The organism is Oceanicoccus sp. KOV_DT_Chl (assembly GCF_900120175.1).
GTDB lineage: Bacteria > Pseudomonadota > Gammaproteobacteria > Pseudomonadales > Dasaniaceae > Oceanicoccus.
In genome coordinates this window covers 255,803-276,404 of the sequence record NZ_FQLF01000004.1, presented here as the reverse complement: position 1 = coordinate 276,404, position 20,602 = coordinate 255,803, and the positions used below count along the sequence as shown (strand labels likewise).

At 44.8% G+C, this 20,602-nt stretch carries 16 protein-coding genes; 13 read left to right on the top strand and 3 right to left on the bottom strand.

The genetic code is table 11. The features are described from left to right. Positions 1–33: 33 nt before the first annotated feature. The 9 genes from UNITIG_RS16720 to UNITIG_RS16680 all read left to right on the top strand — a co-directional run bounded on the left by UNITIG_RS16720 (position 34) and on the right by UNITIG_RS16680 (position 12,260). A complete protein-coding gene (locus tag UNITIG_RS16720) occupies positions 34–1,878 on the top strand; it encodes a sodium:proton antiporter (protein WP_101759519.1) in 1,845 nt (614 codons plus the stop codon). Between the two features lie 152 nt (positions 1,879–2,030). Further along, on the top strand, positions 2,031–2,750 hold the full coding sequence (locus UNITIG_RS16715) for a peptidase (protein WP_101759518.1): 720 nt from the start codon (positions 2,031–2,033) through the stop codon (positions 2,748–2,750). A 6-nt stretch (positions 2,751–2,756) separates the two neighbouring features. After that, positions 2,757–3,680 (top strand): glutaminase, encoded by a 924-nt coding sequence (locus UNITIG_RS16710; RefSeq protein WP_101759517.1) that lies wholly within the window; start codon positions 2,757–2,759, stop codon positions 3,678–3,680. 220 nt (positions 3,681–3,900) lie between these two features. Continuing rightward, entirely contained in the window at positions 3,901–4,590 is a 690-nt protein-coding gene (locus UNITIG_RS16705; protein ID WP_101759627.1) for a DUF4126 domain-containing protein, read from the top strand. A gap of 81 nt (positions 4,591–4,671) precedes the next feature. Further along, entirely contained in the window at positions 4,672–6,519 is a 1,848-nt protein-coding gene (locus UNITIG_RS16700; RefSeq protein ID WP_101759516.1) for a serine/threonine-protein kinase, read from the top strand. A gap of 163 nt (positions 6,520–6,682) precedes the next feature. Beyond that, a complete protein-coding gene (locus tag UNITIG_RS16695) occupies positions 6,683–7,993 on the top strand; it encodes an efflux RND transporter periplasmic adaptor subunit (RefSeq protein ID WP_101759515.1) in 1,311 nt (436 codons plus the stop codon). A 9-nt stretch (positions 7,994–8,002) separates the two neighbouring features. Next, a complete protein-coding gene (locus tag UNITIG_RS25175; RefSeq protein ID WP_101759514.1) occupies positions 8,003–10,012 on the top strand; it encodes an efflux RND transporter permease subunit in 2,010 nt (669 codons plus the stop codon). A 35-nt stretch (positions 10,013–10,047) separates the two neighbouring features. Continuing rightward, entirely contained in the window at positions 10,048–11,217 is a 1,170-nt protein-coding gene (locus UNITIG_RS25170) for an efflux RND transporter permease subunit (RefSeq protein ID WP_255399620.1), read from the top strand. Next, on the top strand, positions 11,214–12,260 hold the full coding sequence (locus UNITIG_RS16680; RefSeq protein ID WP_101759512.1) for a B12-binding domain-containing protein: 1,047 nt from the start codon (positions 11,214–11,216) through the stop codon (positions 12,258–12,260). Before UNITIG_RS25170 ends, UNITIG_RS16680 begins: the two co-directional genes overlap by 4 nt. 279 nt (positions 12,261–12,539) lie before the next feature. On the opposite strand, the gene UNITIG_RS16675 is transcribed toward UNITIG_RS16680, so the two are convergent. From UNITIG_RS16675 to UNITIG_RS16670, 3 genes are read right to left on the bottom strand one after another with little or no spacing between them, the layout of a single operon-like run. After that, positions 12,540–13,754, bottom strand: coding sequence for a pyridoxal phosphate-dependent aminotransferase (locus UNITIG_RS16675; RefSeq protein WP_101759511.1), 1,215 nt, complete (start codon positions 13,752–13,754; stop codon positions 12,540–12,542). A gap of 50 nt (positions 13,755–13,804) precedes the next feature. Beyond that, positions 13,805–14,221 carry an amidase family protein gene (locus UNITIG_RS25330; protein WP_200821346.1) on the bottom strand — a complete coding sequence of 139 codons (417 nt, stop codon included), beginning with the start codon at positions 14,219–14,221 and terminating at the stop codon, positions 13,805–13,807. Continuing rightward, entirely contained in the window at positions 14,202–15,215 is a 1,014-nt protein-coding gene (locus UNITIG_RS16670; RefSeq protein ID WP_200821345.1) for an amidase family protein, read from the bottom strand. Before UNITIG_RS16670 ends, UNITIG_RS25330 begins: the two co-directional genes overlap by 20 nt. Before the next feature lie 462 nt (positions 15,216–15,677). Between UNITIG_RS16670 and UNITIG_RS16665 the strand changes: the two genes are divergently transcribed. The 4 genes from UNITIG_RS16665 to UNITIG_RS23670 all read left to right on the top strand — a co-directional run bounded on the left by UNITIG_RS16665 (position 15,678) and on the right by UNITIG_RS23670 (position 19,695). Then, the gene (locus tag UNITIG_RS16665) at positions 15,678–16,736 is read left to right on the top strand and encodes an Ldh family oxidoreductase (protein ID WP_101759510.1); all 1,059 of its coding nucleotides are present in this window, start codon (positions 15,678–15,680) and stop codon (positions 16,734–16,736) included. 146 nt (positions 16,737–16,882) lie between these two features. After that, complete coding sequence (locus tag UNITIG_RS16660) at positions 16,883–17,548, top strand: hypothetical protein (protein ID WP_101759509.1); 666 nt, start codon at positions 16,883–16,885, stop codon at positions 17,546–17,548. A gap of 273 nt (positions 17,549–17,821) precedes the next feature. Then, complete coding sequence (locus tag UNITIG_RS23675) at positions 17,822–18,643, top strand: carboxylesterase family protein (protein WP_200821344.1); 822 nt, start codon at positions 17,822–17,824, stop codon at positions 18,641–18,643. 44 nt (positions 18,644–18,687) lie between these two features. Continuing rightward, positions 18,688–19,695, top strand: a complete 1,008-nt coding sequence (locus tag UNITIG_RS23670) for a carboxylesterase family protein (protein WP_369809211.1) — start codon at positions 18,688–18,690, stop codon at positions 19,693–19,695. Positions 19,696–20,602 lie beyond the last annotated feature (907 nt).

Sequence of the window (20,602 nt, the reverse complement as noted above, 5' to 3'; positions counted from 1 at the left end):
TCCATTGATTTAAATCACGCATATAGGATTGCAATGCCTTTAGAGCTGATTATCGCTGTCATATTAATTGTGGCTATGCTGTGCCAGTGGTTGGCATGGCGAATAAAACTACCCGCTATTTTATTTTTACTGATTGCCGGCTTGGTTGCAGGCCCCGTCATGTCATGGGTAAATCCCGATGAGATGTTTGGCGATTTATTAATGCCAATGGTATCGCTATCGGTTGCCATCATATTGTTTGAGGGTAGCCTAACCCTTAATTTTAATGAGCTTAAAGGAGTGGGTAAAATTGTCCAGCGGATGATTACCATTGGTGCTCTATTTACCTGGGTTATTGTTGCTGGCGCGACACATTATATATTTGATTTTTCCTGGCAAATCAGCGCCTTGTTTGGTGCGATTGTTATCGTTACCGGGCCTACCGTTATTGTACCTATGCTGCGCTCGGTTAGACCTACTCAAAAGGTTGCCAATATTTTACGTTGGGAAGGCATAGCAATAGATCCTATTGGCGCATTAATGGCGGTAATGACATATGAATTTATTCTGGCAAGTATTGAACAGCCCGCTATAGGCCATGTTATTTGGCTATTTTTAGGCACTATTGCTACTGGATTAATTGGCGGCATTCTAGGGGGGTTCATACTGGGTCACTTACTTTCACGCAGTTTAATTCCTGAGTATCTACAAAATTTGGCGACCTTAAGTTTAGTGCTGATCGCCTTTACTGCAACGAATGCAATTCAGCATGAGTCTGGCTTAATTACTGTCACTGTGATGGGAATGTGGCTGGCAAATAAGCAAGACGTTCAAATTCATTCAATACTAAATTTTAAAGAGAACTTAACCCTGCTGCTCATTTCAATGTTATTCATTCTTTTGGCTGCACGTATAGATTTGCAGCAACTGGCAACATTGTTCTGGCCCGCATTAGCATTGTTGTTTGTACTGCAATTTATTGCTCGCCCCATAAAAATTCTAGTGAGCACGCTTGGGCTTGATATAACATGGCAGGAGCGAGGGCTGTTGGCATGGATCGCTCCCAGAGGGATTGTCGCTGCGGCGATTTCAGCAATTTTTGCTGACAAGTTAGTTGCAGCAGGCTTTCAGGAGGCCGCGCTTTTGGTGCCGCTGACATTTTTCATGATTATTGGTACTGTGGTATTGCAAAGCTCAACAGCTCGCTTTCTTGCCAAATGGTTGGGTGTGGCGGAGCCACCAGCAAAAGGGTTTTTAATTGTTGGTGCCAATGCATTCTCCAGAGCGGTCGCCAAAGAGCTTATTAAATATGATTTTCGATGTGTGCTTGCCGACTCTAATTGGGAGCATATAAGGCAAGCGCGTATGGATGGCCTTGAAACGTATTATGGTAACCCTATTTCAGAGCATGCTGACATTCACCTTGATTTAAGCGGCATAGGCGGTTTGTTAGCTATGTCCAGACAGCGCTATGTTAACGTGATTGCCGCTGTGCATTTTCGTGCTGATTTCGGCAGTGAACGAATTTTTAGCCTGGCCTCATCCCTGGATAATAATAAAACCAATAAACACAAAGTCGGTGGTAGTTATCATGGCAATCCATTATTCGGAAAGGAGGCTACCTACACAGAGTTAGTCAATAAAGTTGGGCGTGGTGGGGAGCTAAAAAGTACAACCCTGACCGAGGCGTTTACCTGGGATATGTATCTTGATAAATACCAGCAAACCCGATTATTCCTTTTTGAGATTGATAAAAAAGGCTATATACGGCCTTTCACTGCCGAAGGTGACTTAAGGCCTACTGTCGGTTCTGTGGTTATTGCTTTGGAAATTGCTGCGGCAGAAGGGCCAGACAATCAAGCTAATGTTAATCTTGTTGCCCAAACAGCGCCGCAATAGTGAATTATCTTGAGACCTGAGGCTAAAGCTGGAATATAATCAGCGCCGATTTAGCCTATGTGTATAAAACGCTTAAAGCTGGATTCAGTAACCACTTACACTATCGTTTACAGAATGACTTATTCGCTTAGTCATGACATTTGGAGAAAGCAGTGACCTATTGTTTAGGTATAAAAATTGATCAGGGCATCATTATGATGTCTGACTCTCGCACCAGTGCAGGGGTAGATAACATTAGTACCTACAGTAAAATGTGGCGATACAGCGTACCAGGCCAGCGTCAGTTTGTATTATGCAGTGCCGGTAATCTCGCAACCACTCAGGCCGTTATTGCAATTCTGGAACGAGATATTAAAACCAAGGCGCCGATCAACCTGCAAACAGTCATTGATATGCATCAAGCAGCCGAATATATCGGTGGATTAAACGTTGCCTGCCAGAAACAAAATACCGGTGGTGGCCCTGCATTTGAAACTACCTTTTTGTTAGCTGGCGAAATACTGGGGTCGGCCAGTGGCCTGTATATGATTTATTCAGCAGGTAATTTTATTGCCAGCTCGTCGCAGGTGCCTTACCTACAGATAGGTGAAGCCAAGTATGGCAAGCCAATTCTGGACCGGGTTATTCAGCCGACCATGTCTACTGATCGGGCAGTACTCTGTGGCCTGGTTTCTATGGATGCGACCATCCGTAGTAATCTAACGGTAGGCCCCCCCATTGAATTGTGCGAAATCATGAATGGATCATTGCAATCAGGTCGCTATTTACTCCTTGATGAGCATAACGAATACATGAAAGACCTTAGGCTGTCCTGGAATAAGCTGATGGAAGAAGCCTTCGACAAACTATTGCCGCTGCAGTGGCCACAATAAATTAAAATGAAACACCTTCAGCAGATTTTATCGCAAGCCTGTGATTCTGTTCGTAAAGAGATTGCTATAGGTAAAACAGCAAATTATATACCAGCATTGGCACGCATAAATCCTAACAAGTTTGGTGCAGCGATTGTGACTGTTGAAGGTGAAATATTTCGTTACGGCGATGCCACAGAACCTTTTTCGATTCAAAGTATTTCAAAAGTTTTTGCCTTGACACTGGCACTAAACAAACTCGGCGATCAACTATGGCTTCGCGTTGGCCGTGAGCCCTCGGGCAGTGCTTTCAATTCGATTGTGCAACTGGAAAAGGAGTTAGGCATACCAAGAAACCCATTAATTAATGCCGGGGCTTTAGCGGTTACCGATGTACTACTTGAAAAATCCTCGTCAGATAATTGCGTCAGTGAAATATTGTCGTTTATACAAACTCTGGCTAACGATGACACTGTCAAAATAGATGCCGAAGTGGCCCAGTCAGAGTTAAATACCGCGCATCGTAATATCAGCCTTGCAGAATTTATGAAAAGCTTTAATAACATTCGCTGCGATGTCAGTGAAGTAGTCAAAGCTTATTGCCATCATTGTGCAATCTCGATGAACTGCGAACAACTTGCACGTAGCTTTTTGTTTTTAGCAAATGAGGGCAAGGACCCGGTCACAGGCAAACAAGTGGTCAGTCCGCAACGCGCAAGACGGATTAACTCTATTATGATGTTGTGCGGCCATTATGATGCATCCGGTGACTTCGCGTTTCGCGTTGGATTGCCAGGCAAAAGCGGAGTAGGCGGGGGCATCGTTGCAGTAGTACCCAATGTTGCTGCAATTACTGTCTGGTCTCCCTGTTTAAACAGCAATGGCAATTCTCACGCCGGTACTGCCGCATTAGAAGCTATTACCCAAGCTACCCGTTGGAATATCCTTTAACCCTCTGGTCCAGGAAGCATCGCTTATTGCATCTACCTTTTAACCAACGCTACTATAGGCATAATGAGATTCCGCTATAGCGCCCAGCTGCCTACCTGGACCTCCATTAGCGACTAGTTAGCTCATATTGCTGCGCTTTATCCTATGGCGAGTGCAACTTGGCAATGTTACTGTAGTCAAAGCTATCATTAACTTAGCCATTAATCTGTGCGGGAAGACTATGGAAACTTATGACGCTTTAATAGCTACCATTGCATTAACTATGGGGGTCTCATGGGCTAGTGGCATAAATCTCTATGCCGCCTTACTCGTACTGGGTATAGGTGGAGCAACAGGTAATATCGCGTTACCTGCAGAGCTGCAAGTATTACAAGATCCACTGGTAATAATGGCTGCAGGCGCAATGTATTTTGCAGAGTTCTTTATCGATAAAACACCCGGCGTTGATTCTGGCTGGGATACCATCCACACATTTATTCGTATTCCAGCCGGAGCAATGCTTGCTGTCGGCGCGGTGGGTGATGTCACTCCGGCCTTAGAAGTTGCTGCCGGCATTATGGGCGGCGGCCTTGCTGCCAGTAGCCACTTCACCAAAGCTGGAACACGTGCCATTATTAACACCTCGCCGGAGCCCTTTAGTAACTGGGCGGCGTCGTTTTCTGAAGACATTTTAGTCATTGCAGGTTTATGGGCCGCATTAAACCATCCTATTATTTTCCTGGTAATAATGGCTGTATTCATTCTGTTGGTTATATGGCTGCTGCCAAAAATAATTCGCGCTATTAAGGCTATTATCAATAAGGTCAAACAGTTCTTTAACAGTGAAAAGGAGCTACCTGTTTTTCCTGACGCGGTTCATACGGGTATCCTGAGTGACAAAAAAGCTATCGATAAATCTCAGGATCCGTAGCTAGAATACAAAGTATATAATCGTCAGGATTGAGTGGTGGAATAAAAAATTTTTAACATTCATTAAGCAACGGGATAAAGGATGTCACCTGCTAATAATAAAAACGCCTTGCCAGCAGGCTACAAATTACATTGGTATCAAATTACATCTATTCTGGGGCAGGGCGGCTTTGGCATAACCTATCTGGCACAAGACCTTAATTTGGACAGGGAGGTCGCGATAAAGGAGTATCTACCCACCGAGTTTGCCCATCGTGATAGCAACTTTTTAGTATCAGCCTCTTCAGAAGAGAATCAATCCATTTTTGCATGGGGGCTAGAGCGCTTTATGTCCGAAGGCCGGACACTCTCAAAATTTGAGCACCCCAACATTGTTAAAGTTCACGCTGTTTTTGAAGAGCATGGCACCGGTTATATGGTCATGCCCTACGAATATGGTGAAAGTTTACAGGATATTTTAAACCGGCAGACAAGCTTTGATGAAGAAACGTTGCTGAGTATGACTAGTCAATTAATGGATGGCTTGCAGCTGGTACATAATCATCACTTTATCCACCGCGATATTAAGCCGGATAATATTTATATTCGTAACGATGGCAGCCCGGTTTTATTGGACTTCGGCTCTGCCCGACAATCACTTTCCGGCGAGTCCAAGGCCCTTACTGTATTGGTAACACCGGGCTACGCACCTATGGAGCAATATTATTCCGATGGTGACGAGCAGGGCCCCTGGACTGACATTTATGGCTTGGGCGCCACGCTTTATAGAGCTGTCACTGGCCAAGCCTTAACCAATGCGGTCGATAGAAGTAAGCTGATACTTGATAATAAAAGCGAGTCCCACACGACTGCACTATCAAGTAGTAAAGGACAATATTCCAGTCAATTTTTGCGAGCAATAGACCGGGCTATTGAGTTTAAACCTGCGGACAGGCCGCAAACAATTGCCGAGTGGGCCAGCTATTTTCCAACAACAGGGTCGGAATTATCTTCCACACAAATTTTGCCTGCTAATAAAATCAAGGCAAGCTCATCCACCACTAGCAACAGCTACTCAGTTAAACCAGTATTTTTAATACCAGCATTGCTTTTGCTAGTAGGCGTTGCAGGTTATTTTTATCTAAATCCTGGTCAAGAATTTCCGGTATCCAAACAAGCTGCAAAAGAGGCCATCCCTGCAGCAGAGCCCATTGCGGCGCAACAAAATTCCAGCCATATAAATGAGCCGCCTACTGGCCTAGACATTGCCCAACCTAAAGAAGCTGAGCAAGAGCGCAGTGATCAGTTACAGCAAGAATTACAAGCACAGCGCGCCAAAGAACAAGAACAACAACGTAAAATTGCTGAGGAAAATAAACGGCTGCAACAACAAGTCCGCGAGCAGCAACGCCAGGCAGAAATACAACAGCAGCAAGCTGAACAACGTCGGCTGCAAAATATTGAGCGCGCTATCGATGCTTCCCGAATGGATTTCAAAGCCCGTTCCGCAGCAAAACAAGATGCAATGGGGTTTCAGGAGGCAGAGGAGAGTCAAATCCTGGCACAATTGCCAGATAAGCAGGTCCGCATCTCAGTGGCCGCCAATATAGATCGCTGGCAAAGCTCTGGTATAAAAATAATTCGAGGCGAGCACTACCTAATCAACAGCTCCGGCCGCTGGCAGATGGGAGGTTTATGCAAAGAGACTGATGCTAACGGCGAGGGCGGCTATAGCTTGTTGTGTCTTGATATTGGTGGGCAAACAGTAGCTAATTACCCGCACAGCGCGCTAATAGGGAAAATAGGCAAAACGTCGCTGCCGTTCTTCATCGGCAACGGCTTTGAATTTACCGCCGATAAAGACGGTATTTTATATTTCATGAGTAATGATGCGCCCGGATATTTTAATGATAATCGGAGTAATTTATCCGTTAGCATTAGTCTAAATTAACTTGTTGTATAGCTAGCCATTTAGGTCGCTAGCTAGAGATAGGCATGACTTAAGCTTGTATGATAGAAAGTCCATAACAGCCATTGTTAATTAAACTTTACATGCAGAACTGATCTATATTTCCTCTGGCACCGTATTTAATCGATAACCACTGAAGAAGATTATGTATAAAATTAAAGAGAAGTTTCTTGCATCTCGAGCCCTGCAAATAGTCGCTGCAGCTGTTTGCATTATGTTTTTACTCATCTTTTCGAAATCCGAGCAAGCACCGGCACCAAAGCAAGAAAAGTCATGGTTGGTTGACGTACAAACGGTAGTACCCACCTCTGACAGCCCCAGCCTGATGCTATTTGGCCAAGTTCAATCTCCCCAGGATGCGCAACTATCGGCCGCTATTGAATCCGTTGTTATCGAAATGCTGATCAATGATGGTGATACCGTCACCAAGGGCAGCCCGCTAGTAAAACTGGATGCCCGCGATACCCAGCTCAACCTCATGACCGCTGAAGCCGATTTAAAAGAGGCGACTGCCCAGTACAAGCTCTCGTTGGTTAAACAAAAACAATTAGTTAATGCCTATGATAAAGAAAAAGTATTGCTTGATATCACCCAGTCAAAATACAAGCGCTCCAAGAACTTGTATGATCAGAAGTCTATCTCACGCAATGATTTTGATTCCGCCACCGAGAACCTCACCAGACAACAGCTATCGGTAGAGCAGGCAGAATTTAAGGTGGCTGAAAATAATACCAGGACCATCGAACTGGAAGCAAAGATTCTCCGCTTTACAGCAATGCGCGACAAAGCACAGCTCGATCTGGAACGCGCAACGATTACTGCGCCTTTCTCGGGTATTATTTCGGATTTAGCTATTTCAATTGGTGACAGGGTTCGCAATGGTGATGAACTTATGCGCTTACAAAATCCAAAAGCCCTTGAAGTTCGCACTCAAATACCATCTCGTTATGCTCTCAATGTCCGAAATAATTTGCAGCAAGGTGAGTTAATTCCCGCCACTATAACCTTGGGTAATGCTCGACTAAATGGCAAGGTCATTCGCGTATCCGGCCAGACCCGCGAAGGTACTGGTGGCGTAGATGCCTTCATTGGCTTTGATACCACGCCTTTAGGTTTAAGCCTGGGTAGCACCATTCGCTTGCAACTAGACCTTCCTGCCGTTGATAACATCATTGCTGTATCGGCTGAAGCTATTTACGGTGAAAATACTATTTTTAAAATTGTTGATGGACGCATGCAAATGATCGAGGTAGATCGCATTGGAGAAAAAACCACTGATGATGGCCGCACTCTGGTATTGATTCGATCGGGGCAATTGCAGCAGGGTGAAAAAGTTATCCTTACCAAGTTATCCAATGCCAGCAACGGCTTACTCGTCAAGATTGCTAACACGGAAACTCCCGATGCGAATCTTGCCGATACCCAATCCAATGAAATGAGCGCAACTTCACCATAGGTTTCTGTTATGAACGGGCTCATTAAAACTTTTGTTCGCAATCCTGTCGCGCCTAATTTGGCGATGATTATTATGATTTTGGCGGGGCTATGGGCTGCCAATCAGCTTACTCGTCAACTGTTACCTGCTTTTGCAGTGAATCTGATAACTATTACGGTTCAGTGGCCAGGTGCCGCGGCACAGGATGTTGAAACTTCACTGACCCAGCCGATAGAAGATCAGTTATTGGCGCTGGATGAAGTTAAAAATATTAGTTCTGTTTCTCGCGATAACCAGTCGCAGATAACTCTGGAATACCCGAGTGAAGTCGATGTTAATCCTGCGCTTGATAAAGTCAAGAATGCTTTCGCCTTAATAAGAAATTTACCCGCCGATATTGAAGAGCCCCAAATCACCATCGCCAGCCGAAACGAAGGGGTCTTGCGGCTCGTACTCACCGGCCCGGTACTCGATCAGCTCCGTCCTATTGTTAGTCAATTTGAACGAGAGCTCAGGGCAAGAGGGATTTCACGCGTCACTATCAATGGTTTGCCGAGTGAGGAGATTGCAATTGATATCCCGTCGGAGCGACTTAACGAACTGAATGTTTCTCTGACTGAATTGGCGACACGTATCAAACAAACCAGCGCCGATACACCTGCTGGTAATGTGGGTGCCAAAGACATCACTAGACAATTACGCAGCCTGGATAAACAGCGTACCGTCGCAGGCTTCCAACAACTACCTATTGAAGCCGATAAAAATGGCAGGCTATTAACATTAGGCGACATCGCGGAAATCACACGTGCGCCTATCGAAAGTTCTTCGGTAATTTTTTCACAAGGTAAGCCGGCGATTGAGTTTGTGATCAAACGCTCTGAGCAAGAAGATGCAATCAGCGTAGCTGAAAATCTGCTGGAGTGGACCAATGAAGCACAAGCAAGTTTACCCGTTAATGTGGAATTACTGGTTTATGACGAAATTTGGAAAAACGTTGATCGCAGAATTAATATCATGGGTGAGAATGCATTATCTGGATTGATTTTGCTACTTCTTATACTTTACCTGTTTTTAAATGGCAGTGTTGCCATCTGGGTCGCGGTCGGCATACCCGTTTCGATTCTTGCCGGTTTAATGGCGCTGTATCTGTTGGGCGGAACCATCAACATCATGACCTTGTTCGCCATGATTATGACGCTGGGTATCATAGTGGACGACGCTATCGTAGTCAGTGAGGAGGCGGTCACCCTTTATCAACAAGGCGCATCCCCTATGCGGGCGGCTGAACAGGCCGCGACCAAAATGTTTGCCCCTGTGCTTGCGGCTTCGCTAACCACTATTGCCGCTTTTTTGCCGCTGATGACAATAGGTGGGGCAACGGGTTCGATATTATTTGCCATTCCACTGGTCGTAGTTTGTGTGGTTATCGCATCATTGATTGAGTGTTTTATTGTTTTACCTGGCCATCTTAACCATTCATTAAGTCGTTACGCTAAACACCAGCCCAGTAAAATCCGCAATAAAATTGACCTTGGCTTTGAAAACTTTAAAAAAAATACCTACCGTCCAATGACGCAATGGTGTGTTGATAATCGACGCACAACACTTGCCTGTGGTATTGCAGGGCTTTTATTTATCTTCGGGTTACTGGGTGGTGGAAAAATTGGTTTTTCCTTTTTTCCACAACCTGATGGCACCACAATATCTGCTGACATTCGTTTCACTGCCGGCTCTCCTGCTGAGCGCGTTAGCGATTATATCGCCAAGGCCAAAGATGCTTTGTTTCAAGCTCAAGAGGAGATAGGTGAAGAAATCATTGTATTGGTCGTCGCCAAACAACAACAAACGGGGAGTGGTGATACGGGTTCACATGTGGGTGAATTAATCGTCGAAGTTACCGACGGCGATACCCGTACCACCACCAATGCCGAATTAATCAGGGTATGGCAACGTATTTTAAAAGCGGAGCCAGGACTTGAATATTTCATTATTAAATCCAGTCGCGGCGGGTGCCCGGCTCAGATATCGACATCCAATTGACAGGTGCTAATCCCTTTACTTTAAAAACAGCGGCTATGGAGTTACAAGAAAATTTACGGCTTTATAATGGCGTTAGTGGTATACGTGATGATTTAAGCTTTGGCAAAGAGCAACTGATCTTTAAGTTATCTGCAGTTGGACAAGCCTTGGGCTTAACCCCACAAGCACTTGGCAATCAAATACGAGCCAGCTTTGAAGGCGAGTTGATTCAAATATTTCAAGATCAGGGCAGTGAAGTCGAAGTGCGTTTACGTTTATCCGAGAATGAACGCGAGTCACTGCGGTCACTGCAAACACTGCCTATCGTGTTACCGAATGGTGGCACTTCATCACTGGCTGATCTTGCTGAATTAACATTTAGCCGAGGCTTTGACGACCTTAAACATCAAAACGGTTTACTATCTGTACGCGTCAGCGCTGACGTAGACAGTGATATTAACAACTCTAATATTATACGCGACCAAGTTGCACGCGATGTTATGCCTGAGCTGGTCAAAGACTTTGGTATTAAATGGGCTTATCGTGGCAAGGCAGAAAATCAGCGTGAGAGTGTTGGCGATATTAAGATCGCACTGCCTCTCTCGTTGGTCATGATCTTTATTATTTTGGCCTGGGTATTCCGCTCTTATCTCTGGCCATTGGCGGTTTTAAGCGTTATTCCCTTTAGCCTTGTAGGCGCATTTTTCGGACACTGGCTGTTAGGTGCTGACGTCACCATGCTGTCTTTATTTGGAATTTTCGGACTATTTGGTATCGTCATTAATGACTCCATCATCTTGATAGTGGTTTATCAGGAGCTTCGCGCTAAAGGCACAAAAGCTATCGAGGCGGCAATCCTGGCAGGCGAGCGTCGCCTACGTGCTGTCTTGCTTACATCAATGACAACCATCATTGGTATAGCTCCATTGTTGTTTGAATCATCCAAGCAAGCCGAGTTCTTAAAGCCGATGGTGATATCGATCAGTTTTGGTTTGTTTTTCGGCACCTTCATCGTTCTGTTTCTGTTACCCGCCGTACTGGTTGGTATCGAATCCATAAAGCTAAAATTTATGGCTATAAAAAGCGACCGAACGGACCTTGATATACAAAACACCAATGACGTGTTGTCATCAGCAAACCCACACCAATATGTTTCTGAAGACCCATTAATTGTTGAAACTTTAAGTAGTTTAAAAAATACATCCAATAAAGGCAGTGCTTCATGAAGGCTTACCCTGACATCGCATCCGTGCTTGAAAACAAGGCTACTGCAATAGCAAAGGATGCTTATCATGATATGACTATCAATAAGCCGATATTAACTGCAGCCTTTGACGAAACTATCTGGATCACTTATTTCAGCCAAAAAATTCTTGAGCTTGCCACTTCAATGCTTGCTGGTGACCCTGGCATTATCAAAACGCAGGTGGCTTGGTCGATAAAAGCCATGAAAGCCAGGGACTTACATGTTGAAGATTTAAAAAGTAGCTATGACAGTTTAAAGCACTGCTTGGAAAAATCGCTTTCAAGTGATCAGTTCGAGCCGGTGATGAGCTATATCGACTTGGCCATTAATAGTTTCGATAACCCTGCCAAAGAAGATGACGCTTCAGTTTTGGACCCGGGCAATCCTTTTCATGTGATAGCGCAACGTTACTTACAAGCTGTCGTGGTGGGCAATATTCACCAGGGCATGGATATAGTTATTGACAGTATTGATAATGGATTAACAGTGCCTGATATATTCTTATATGCATTACTTCCTGCTCAACGTGAAGTCGGACGCCTCTGGCAACTTAATAAACTGTCTGTTGCTGAAGAACACTTGGTAACAACCACGACACAGCGATTGATGTCAGTACTTGCGGCAAAACAAAGCCGTGAGGCGTTTAACGGTAAAACAGTAATCGCGGCTACCATAGAAGGCAATGTGCATGAAGTCGGCATCAGAGCAATAGCCTATTTATTCGAGTTTGCCGGTTGGAAAATGATTTACTTAGGCAGTGATATTCCAGCTGCCGATTTACCTATTACGGTTAATTGCTTCAACGCGGATGTCATCTTGCTTTCTATAAGTCTCAGCTCCCAGCTAAAATCGATGAGAAATGCCATTAAGCAAGTTAGGGCAAAAAGTGAGTCTCCAGTAAAAATTATTATTGGTGGCAGTGGTTTCATTGGCAATGAAAACTTATGGCAATCCATGGGTGCCGATGGTTATGCTAATGACGCCACTGGTGCTTTAGCGTTAGCTGAAGAATTAGTGAAATAGTCAAAAAGACGATAAAGTGCTTGGCAAACTAACTGCTTACACTACATTTAAAGTCATGCACTTAGCCAGCTTTGGTTGTCAGCTTTTTCCTACAACAAATCAACCTCGACGAGTGGGATAAAACAATACCCGCGAGAGTATTGGAACACTAAAAATCTAAAATTGAGGTCGTATCACCAGCAAGTAAACAACTTATCCAGCTAATAACGCTTCACTGCTGCATATCACAATACGGGTGCATCGCTATTGTTATGACCGGACATGTTGTTATCAACTGTATTAGCTATGCGCAAAATCCTGCTTTTCCATCCAGGGAATAATTCGCCGGAAGGCTTCTTCGATATTCTCAATAGATGTTGAATAACTTATCCGCAATGAATTGCTGCAGGAGTCCCCAAATGTTGCACCTGGAATAGTACAAACACCTGTTTCTTTAAGCATCCGTAACGCTACATTGGAGCCATTAATACCCTCTGGCAATGAAGGAAAAACATAGAAAGCACCTTGCGGGGTGTAACCTTGCAAATGGGGTGTTTGCTCGATAAGTTCTACCACTTTGTTTCTGCGTTTGGTGTATTCGACAATCATGTCATCTAGGAAAACGCTGTCGCCCTGTAATGCCGCCACGCCCGCCCACTGGCAAGGAGTATTAGCTACAGTTGTAGTAAACATATGATAGCGCCGCAATTTTTTTATCGTAGCCTGACTACCAATAAGCCAGCCAATACGCATGCCAGCCATGCTAAACGTTTTAGAAAAACTACTAATGACCATGATGTGGTCATAGTCACTGCAACATGAAAGCACCGAAGGGTAAGTTTGGTTATCGTAAATAAGATGGTCATATACTTCATCGCTGATCACCATAATACCGCGATAGGCAGCTTCTTCGACGATAGCTTCCAGCGTTTCTTTTGGGTAAACAGTACCGGTGGGATTACTCGGTGAATTTAAAACAATGGCATAGGTTTTACTGGTGATGGCATCGATGACTTCCTGTGGGTCGAGCTGATGATTGTCTTCTGCCCGTGTGGGTATATATTTCACAACACCGCCGTTCATCCGAATGAGTGGCGCATACAACATAAAAGAGGGGTCCGGTACAATAAACTCTCTACCTGGAGCAGATACTGACGTTAATGCTAAATAAATCGCTTCTGTTGCACCGGTGGTAACAATCACATTTTCAGGTAGCAACTCTCGCCCGTAACGTTCACCGTAGTAACCGGAAAGTGAGTCCAGTAATTCAGGTAAACCTGCATCCATAGTGTAACCGGTCTGGCCGGCGCGCATGGCGTCAATAGTTGCTTCGATGACATTTTGTGGCGGCGGCATATCTGGCTGACCAATGGAAAGATGAATGACATCCTCCATGGTAGATGCCAGATTAACCATCTTGCGAATACCTGGCACTGGTATCGTTAGCAGTGCCGGGTTCCAGATAGGGTCTTCAGATTCGTAGTAATCCATATCAATGGTGTTTTTTGATCCCATGGCGCTAGCCTCTTTGCATAATTAAAATACTGAGTCTCGTAAATCGGTCGTTACTCGTTAGTAAATAAGCGGGGACGCTTATTTGTTAACGAAGCAGCTTGTTGATAGGCAAAGCCTGCTTGTAGTACGCGTTTGTCATCAAAGCGGCCACCAATAAATTGTAAACCAATGGGTAGCCCGTCAGATGAAAACCCACAAGGCACTGAAAGAGCGGGCTGACCGGTCATATTGAAAGGGTAGGTAAAAGGTGTCCAGGTAGGCCAGCGAGTACTGTGCCAGTTTTCCGGAACCTCACGACCAGTTTTAAAGGCCGTAACTGGCAGTGTCGGTGTTACCAGGATGTCATATTTTTTGTGGAAATTTGCCATCTTTTCAGCCAAAACCGCACGCTCGTTCATCGCTTCTAAATAATCCAGCATTGAAAGCGTGCTGGCTTTTTCTGCAACATTAACTAATTGTGGATCCATTAACTGCCGTTTTTTTCACCCAGATCGCGCATGGCATTGGCCGCCCACCATAAAATAAGTGGCCAAAAGCGGACAAAGGGTCACTAAAACTAGGATCGACATGAACCACCGTAGCGCCTAAAGATTCAAGTACCCTCACTGCTTCGTTAAATGCTTGTTCAACGTCTGCTTCCAAATCGACATAACCGAGGTTAGGCGTTACCGCAATTTTCCATCCTTTAATACCAGCGCCTAAATCCTGCAGATAATCAATGCCCCGGCGAGGAATGGCTTGTGTATCCCGATGATCAGGCTCGGTTATTACATTCATCATTAATGCGCAATCTTCAACTGTCCAGGTCATTGGACCGGCATGGGCGAGGGTACCAAAGGGACTCGCCGGCCAATGAGGGACTTCGCCAAAAGAAGGTTTCAAACCGACTACACCACAAAAACTTGCGGGAATGCGAATAGATCCGCCCGCATCTGTTCCGAGTGCCAGCGGCCCCATGCCCAATGCGACAGCAGCGCCACTACCGCCACTGGACCCGCCAGCGGTTTTGTCGGGATTCCAGGGGTTATTCGTAACACCATCGATTGGATTATCAGTTACACCTTTCCAGCCAAACTCCGGCGTCGTTGTTTTTCCGAGTGGAACATAACCATGACGCGTTAGTGCCGCAGTACAGGGCGCTGTTTTATTGAGCGTTGATTTAGGGTCAATAGTTTTGGAGCCCTTGACGGTTGGCCACATCGGCGTGAGAAACACATCTTTAACGGCGACGGGAACACCGTCGACCAAACCTTGGGCATTACCTTGTTGATAGCGGAGTTCCGATTCTTTAGCAAAATTCAACGTGGTTTCAGCGTCAACCAAACAATAAGCATTGGTATGTTTATCCAGGCGCTCAATTTGATCGAGCATTATTTGAGTAACTTCTACGGGTGAAAGCTTTTTACTGTTATAGTTTTTTAATAACTCTACCGCAGTCATTTGTAAAACATTGTGACTCATTGTTGATCTCCTCACTCTATATATTCTACAAATACTTCTCTGGGAAGTAGTTCTACCTTGTAATATTTAAATACTTAATAGCCTATTTATTATTAATCTACTGACTGATACCGAAATTGATTTGGTTCGATTTGGAATAAAACAGTAGCCAATGGCAAAAAAACATGTCGATCAACATATGTGATCAATTCTGAAGCATCATAAATAAAAGATGCCCGCTCTGATAGCAACCAGTAAAGTTGCAGTATTACTATGCAGCGGTTGTGATATGGCTTGTTAGCTATTAGGCTATGCAAAGCCAATGAGTTTATCCGACAGCTCATAGACTACAGTGTTATTGAGCAGTTTCAAGTCTCAATATTCGTTTAACATCTAAGCGTTGTGCTAAAGGCTGCTTAGTCGCAATGTTGATGAAATAATCCAGATCCACTCCATCTTTGATCAGCCAGTTATGGGTTAAGTATGTCTTTATATGCAATGCAGGAGCTTCACCATTTCGCAACCGAGCTTTTTGAAAAAGCCGGCTTGGAAAATCGGCAAGCACAAAGTCTATCCCGTATTTTTATTGAAGCCGATTTAATGGGATTTAGTACCCACGGTCTACATCGAGTTGCCAGCAATTTAGCCTGGCTAGAATCAGGGGAAAGCCGCAGAGAGGGCGATCACATTGTGCTTCATGATAGCCAATCCACGTTTAATTGGGATGCCGATTTTTTACCGGGTCCTTGGATTATGCAGTGCGCCATTAACGACATGCTTGGGCGGGTTAAAGACTGCGGTGTAGTAACAGCAACTATTCGTCGCAGCCAGCATATCGCTTGTCTAGCCGCCTATTTGCCACAAATAATTGAAGCGGGATGTTTAGGCCTATTAACCTGCTCAACACCTTCAGAAAATACGGTGTGCATGCATGGTGGTATTGATCCGGTCTTTTCTGCTAACCCCATCGCATTAGGTGCTCCGACAGATGATACGCCTTTATTATTTGATATGAGCATGTCTGTCACCGCGGGTGGTTATGTTGCGCGCGCCAATCGTGAAGGCAAACTGATGCCTGAAGCGTGCCTTAAAGACAATCAAGGCCGCATAACTAATCAACCTGACGTTTTATTTACTGAACCCCCCGGTAGTATTTTACCGATAGGTGGTGCGACTCACGGTTACAAAGGTTCTGCACTGAGTATTCTGACAGAAGTATTAAGCATGGCATTAGGTGGTTATGGCCGTGCTGATGAAGCATCAAAGCACGATGGCGAATCTAATAGTGTTTTCATTCAGCTGATTAATCCGCAGGCCTTTGGCGGCCTGGAAGGTTTTAAGCGACAAGTTGGCGTATTGCGTGATTTGTGTGAAAGCAGTAATGTGGTTGATGGCGACCCAGCCGTTCGATTTCCTGGCCGACGCGCCTGGCAACTGCGTGAGCAGCAACGACTTAACGGTGTTGATTTATACCCGTCTATTTTGTTAGATATACAACCATGGGCTGAAAAACTCAATGTAACCATGCCCAAGCCCTTATAAGCGGAATCTACTGATAAAATCGCACCTTTGAACCAGCCAAGCTCTCAAATGGCTGCAAACATGTTGCACATGCTAAGATTACCGATACCCACGCAGCAGTAATGTTAGGGGCTCTCTTTCATTTATTAATAATTAAGGATAATTTTATGAAGAAGCTATTTAGTATTATTGTTTTACCGCTTTTATTGCAGGCCTGCGGCAGTAATACGGTTCTGCCTCTACAAGATATTTCTAAACCCCCTCTTAATCAAACTAACACTATTTCACTCGGTGAGCCCATGCTCATGCAGGGGAGGGGCTACTATACGGATATTTTACGTGTCGGGAATATCGACGCATACGGCGTCAGGATCACTGCGGGTGATTTTTGCAGGGTGCCGGGAGGCGATAAATATGTGAGCTTTAATGGTCGGGCAGTTGGCTTAAAAAACGCTTTCGGTATTGTTATCGGCTACACTAACGAACTGGCTTATGATGAAGATGACAATGAGATTTGTGCGTCTGGTACTTTTACCCTTTGTTACGATACTGATGATGGGCAGTATGCCATTCTTAAAAACCGTTTTTGTGAAGATCCCAGGTCATTTCAACAGATTATAGAGTTTAATGGCAAAGTCAGTTCGATATTAAAATTCACCTATCGCGAATTCAGCGGTGACAGAATGCGAGCACCCTATACGACTGATTTTACGATGGACCTGGATGAGGGCTCTGCGGTGAATTATAAGGGGGCCAGACTTGAAATCATTAAAGCAACCAACCAGCAAATCACCTATAAAGTCCTTCAAAATTTTAATAACGCCGCTTTTTAATCATTCTTTTGAAATGTCTGGTTCATGGTTGTTTACAGTCTAGTTAAGAATTAATTAATTGTAACAACACTAAAAAATAATATTGTTTATTATCAGTACGATAAAATAAAAAGTTAAAGTATTTTATTAAAAATAAAATACTAAATAGAAAATATCGTAGAGGCTTTAGTTCGATGGTAGGCGCCGTGAGTAGCGACTTTAAGCTTGCAAAGAATGCACTCTCTACTGAATAGCACTTAGGGATATTTTATATTGCGAAGGAGCAACGATCCAATGAAGAAACTCACCTTGACCATGGGCATATTAATAAGCCTGGCGTTAATTGCAATGCTTATGCTTGACGACACATCAACACTACCTTCCTCGGTTGATACTACCGTTCATGTAGCCGATAAAAGCTCAACCAGAAAGTCTGGCAGCGGTACCTTTGTCGGTTTTGCCGATATCCATGATACTCATGCATGGCTGGGTATTCCCTTTGCTGAAGCGCCAGTGTCAGACTTGCGTTGGCGAGCACCGCTACCGGTGTCGCCCAGTGATAAGCCACTCCAGGCTCTTGCCTATCAGCCACCCTGCGTGCAGTACTGGAATCCACTGACTGGCGTGGCTGGTGAAGAAGGAGAGGTCGTAGGCAGTGAGGATTGTTTGCACCTGAATGTGTGGGCACCTGCATTCGAGCAGGAAGCCGTGCCTAAGGGTGATCAGCGTTTACCGGTCATGGTTTGGATTCATGGTGGTGGCAATACCATCGGTACTGCTAATACCTATCAGGGGCATCACCTGGCCAGTGACCAGAAAATTATTTTTGTCGCCTTGAACTATCGACTGGGTGTGCTTGGCTGGTTTGGCCACGAGGCGATTCGCAATACCTCGGCGTCACCCGAGGACGCTTCAGGAAACTATGGCGTGCTGGATATGATTGCCGGCTTGCAGTGGGTAAAAGACAACATTTCAGCTTTTGGTGGCGACCCCAATAACGTCACTATTTTCGGGGAGTCTGCAGGCGGACGTAATGTGTATGCACTGCTTGGTTCGCCTCTGGCCGGGGGTTATTCCATAAGGCCATTGTGCAGAGCGGTTCGACATCAACCATAAACCGCACCCGCTCAGAGAATTATACCGATGACCCGGAGCCCGGAATGCGCTTGAGCTCCCAGGAGTTAATTAATGCTGTGGTGGTCAATAAAGGCAAGGCGGATAACAGGCTGGCGGCAAAAGCCGTGATAAGCACGATGACGGATCAGGATATTGTCGAATTAATGCGCGAACAATCGGCTGCTGAGTTATTTTCCGTCATTGATGTAACGGGGTTTGGTATGTATCACTCCCCACAGAATTTGCGTGATGGTCATGTATTGCCGCTGGAGCCATTGATGGAAAGGTTTGGCAATGTCGATAACTACAATAGTGTGCCACTGATATTGGGTACCAACCGTGATGAAAACAAAGTGTTTATGGCGCAGGACCCTGAATACATATCGCATTGGTTCGGTGTGATTCCCCGTATTAAGGATAAAGCTCGGTACAATCATTTTGCCGCTTACTCATCGGATCAGTGGAAGGCATTATCAGTCGATGAGCCTGCACTTCTATTGAGTGAAACACAGGGGGATGTCTATGCCTATCGATTTGATTGGGATGAGGCACCATCGACTTGGCTGGTAGACTTTCCAACTCTGCTGGGGGCGGGCCATGGACTGGAGGTTAGTTATGTCTTTGGAGATTTTATTGGCGGTATCAGTATTCCCTATTTGCTCTCTGAGGAAAACGAAGCGGGGCGTTTAGCGCTATCGGCTTCCATGATGAATTATTGGGGCGAATTCGCTCGTAGTGGCGCACCCGGGCAGGGTAGCGATGGCGAACAAGTACCATGGACTGCCTGGAACAATACCGGTAATAAAATACTGCTGCTGGATACCCAGGCCGGTGGCGGTATAAGAATGAGCGACACCTTAATCACTGCTCAAAGTCTCAAGCAGCGACTGCAAGCTGACCCATTAATTGCCAGCCAGCACGATTTGTGTCGCTGGTATGCGAACTTGTTTATCAATAGCTACCAATCAACAGACTTTTGGCAGCAGGGTGAATACGACAACCTGGGTGAGGGTGGCTGTAAGCAATACGATCCTTATCAGTTTGAGGAGTAGTGCAATCCATTGCGTGCTTTATGAAGAAAAGGGCTAGAGACTTTTGGGTAACACCAGCGCTATAGGTTCAAGCGATAACGGTGTGCATTTAAATTAAAGGGGTCAGAGCCCTTTTTATTCGAAGGACAGATGAATAGTTTTATCTTATTTGATAATGATGGAACACTCGTGGATAGCGAACGTCTCTGCAATAGAGGGCTTGAATTAAAGGGCTCTGACTCCTTTAATTGCCTTTAATTGCTGACTCCTTTAATTGCGCTATTGTAGACGGTTTAATTATTACCGGACAGAATCCTGCCTCTGCCGTTGCTGAAGCGCTAATAAATGCGCTCAATCAGGTGAAAACACATAAAAATAAGCTACGGACCGCAGAGGAACTGGCCCAGTTGACTAATTAAAGGGCTCTGACCCCTTTAATTTCTGATAAAAAAATCCCTCCGCCCCCTTTATTACAAGACAGCGTTGCAGGCCAGTTGAGGCTATAAACATCATGATAAATTCATCAGGTTTTATGTTTTATTATCAATAAGATACTAATTAAAGTTAAGGCATAATATTAATTGGGGCACAGCATTCTACCAATTTAAATAATTAGCTTGTGGGTAGGCTGACCTGAGTAATGCTTAAGTCAATAGACCAATTTATAAACGCCCCGTGTTGCTCTTGCGTACTGTCTATTCTGTCGCACCTATCATTTTTTGCCTCCTATACTAAGCTTTATTTCACCCGTTAAAAATGAATTGAGTGGAGGTCTCACCATGGCGACTATAGGAGATAAGAAGATGCAATACATTGTGGTCTCATTACTAATGTTGTTGCTAATTACTGCGTGCGGAGAGAAGCGAGCGGATGATGGCGGTGAGCAGCGTATGGAAAAAGACGATTTCAGTCCGACTTCCTACAAATT

Excerpts from the sequence above, each read along its gene's own strand:
- UNITIG_RS16720 (WP_101759519.1), top strand. The coding sequence starts at position 34 with ATGCCTTTAGAGCTGATTATCGCTGTCATATTAATTGTGGCTATGCTG.
- UNITIG_RS16710 (WP_101759517.1), top strand. The coding sequence starts at position 2,757 with ATGAAACACCTTCAGCAGATTTTATCGCAAGCCTGTGATTCTGTTCGT.
- UNITIG_RS16705 (WP_101759627.1), top strand. The coding sequence starts at position 3,901 with ATGGAAACTTATGACGCTTTAATAGCTACCATTGCATTAACTATGGGG.
- UNITIG_RS16700 (WP_101759516.1), top strand. The coding sequence starts at position 4,672 with ATGTCACCTGCTAATAATAAAAACGCCTTGCCAGCAGGCTACAAATTA.
- UNITIG_RS16695 (WP_101759515.1), top strand. The coding sequence starts at position 6,683 with ATGTATAAAATTAAAGAGAAGTTTCTTGCATCTCGAGCCCTGCAAATA.
- UNITIG_RS25175 (WP_101759514.1), top strand. The coding sequence starts at position 8,003 with ATGAACGGGCTCATTAAAACTTTTGTTCGCAATCCTGTCGCGCCTAAT.
- UNITIG_RS25170 (WP_255399620.1), top strand. The coding sequence starts at position 10,048 with ATGGAGTTACAAGAAAATTTACGGCTTTATAATGGCGTTAGTGGTATA.
- UNITIG_RS16680 (WP_101759512.1), top strand. The coding sequence starts at position 11,214 with ATGAAGGCTTACCCTGACATCGCATCCGTGCTTGAAAACAAGGCTACT.
- UNITIG_RS16675 (WP_101759511.1), bottom strand. The coding sequence starts at position 13,754 with ATGGGATCAAAAAACACCATTGATATGGATTACTACGAATCTGAAGAC.
- UNITIG_RS25330 (WP_200821346.1), bottom strand. The coding sequence starts at position 14,221 with ATGGATCCACAATTAGTTAATGTTGCAGAAAAAGCCAGCACGCTTTCA.
- UNITIG_RS16670 (WP_200821345.1), bottom strand. The coding sequence starts at position 15,215 with ATGAGTCACAATGTTTTACAAATGACTGCGGTAGAGTTATTAAAAAAC.
- UNITIG_RS16665 (WP_101759510.1), top strand. The coding sequence starts at position 15,678 with ATGTCTTTATATGCAATGCAGGAGCTTCACCATTTCGCAACCGAGCTT.
- UNITIG_RS16660 (WP_101759509.1), top strand. The coding sequence starts at position 16,883 with ATGAAGAAGCTATTTAGTATTATTGTTTTACCGCTTTTATTGCAGGCC.
- UNITIG_RS23675 (WP_200821344.1), top strand. The coding sequence starts at position 17,822 with ATGAAGAAACTCACCTTGACCATGGGCATATTAATAAGCCTGGCGTTA.
- UNITIG_RS23670 (WP_369809211.1), top strand. The coding sequence starts at position 18,688 with ATGCGCTTGAGCTCCCAGGAGTTAATTAATGCTGTGGTGGTCAATAAA.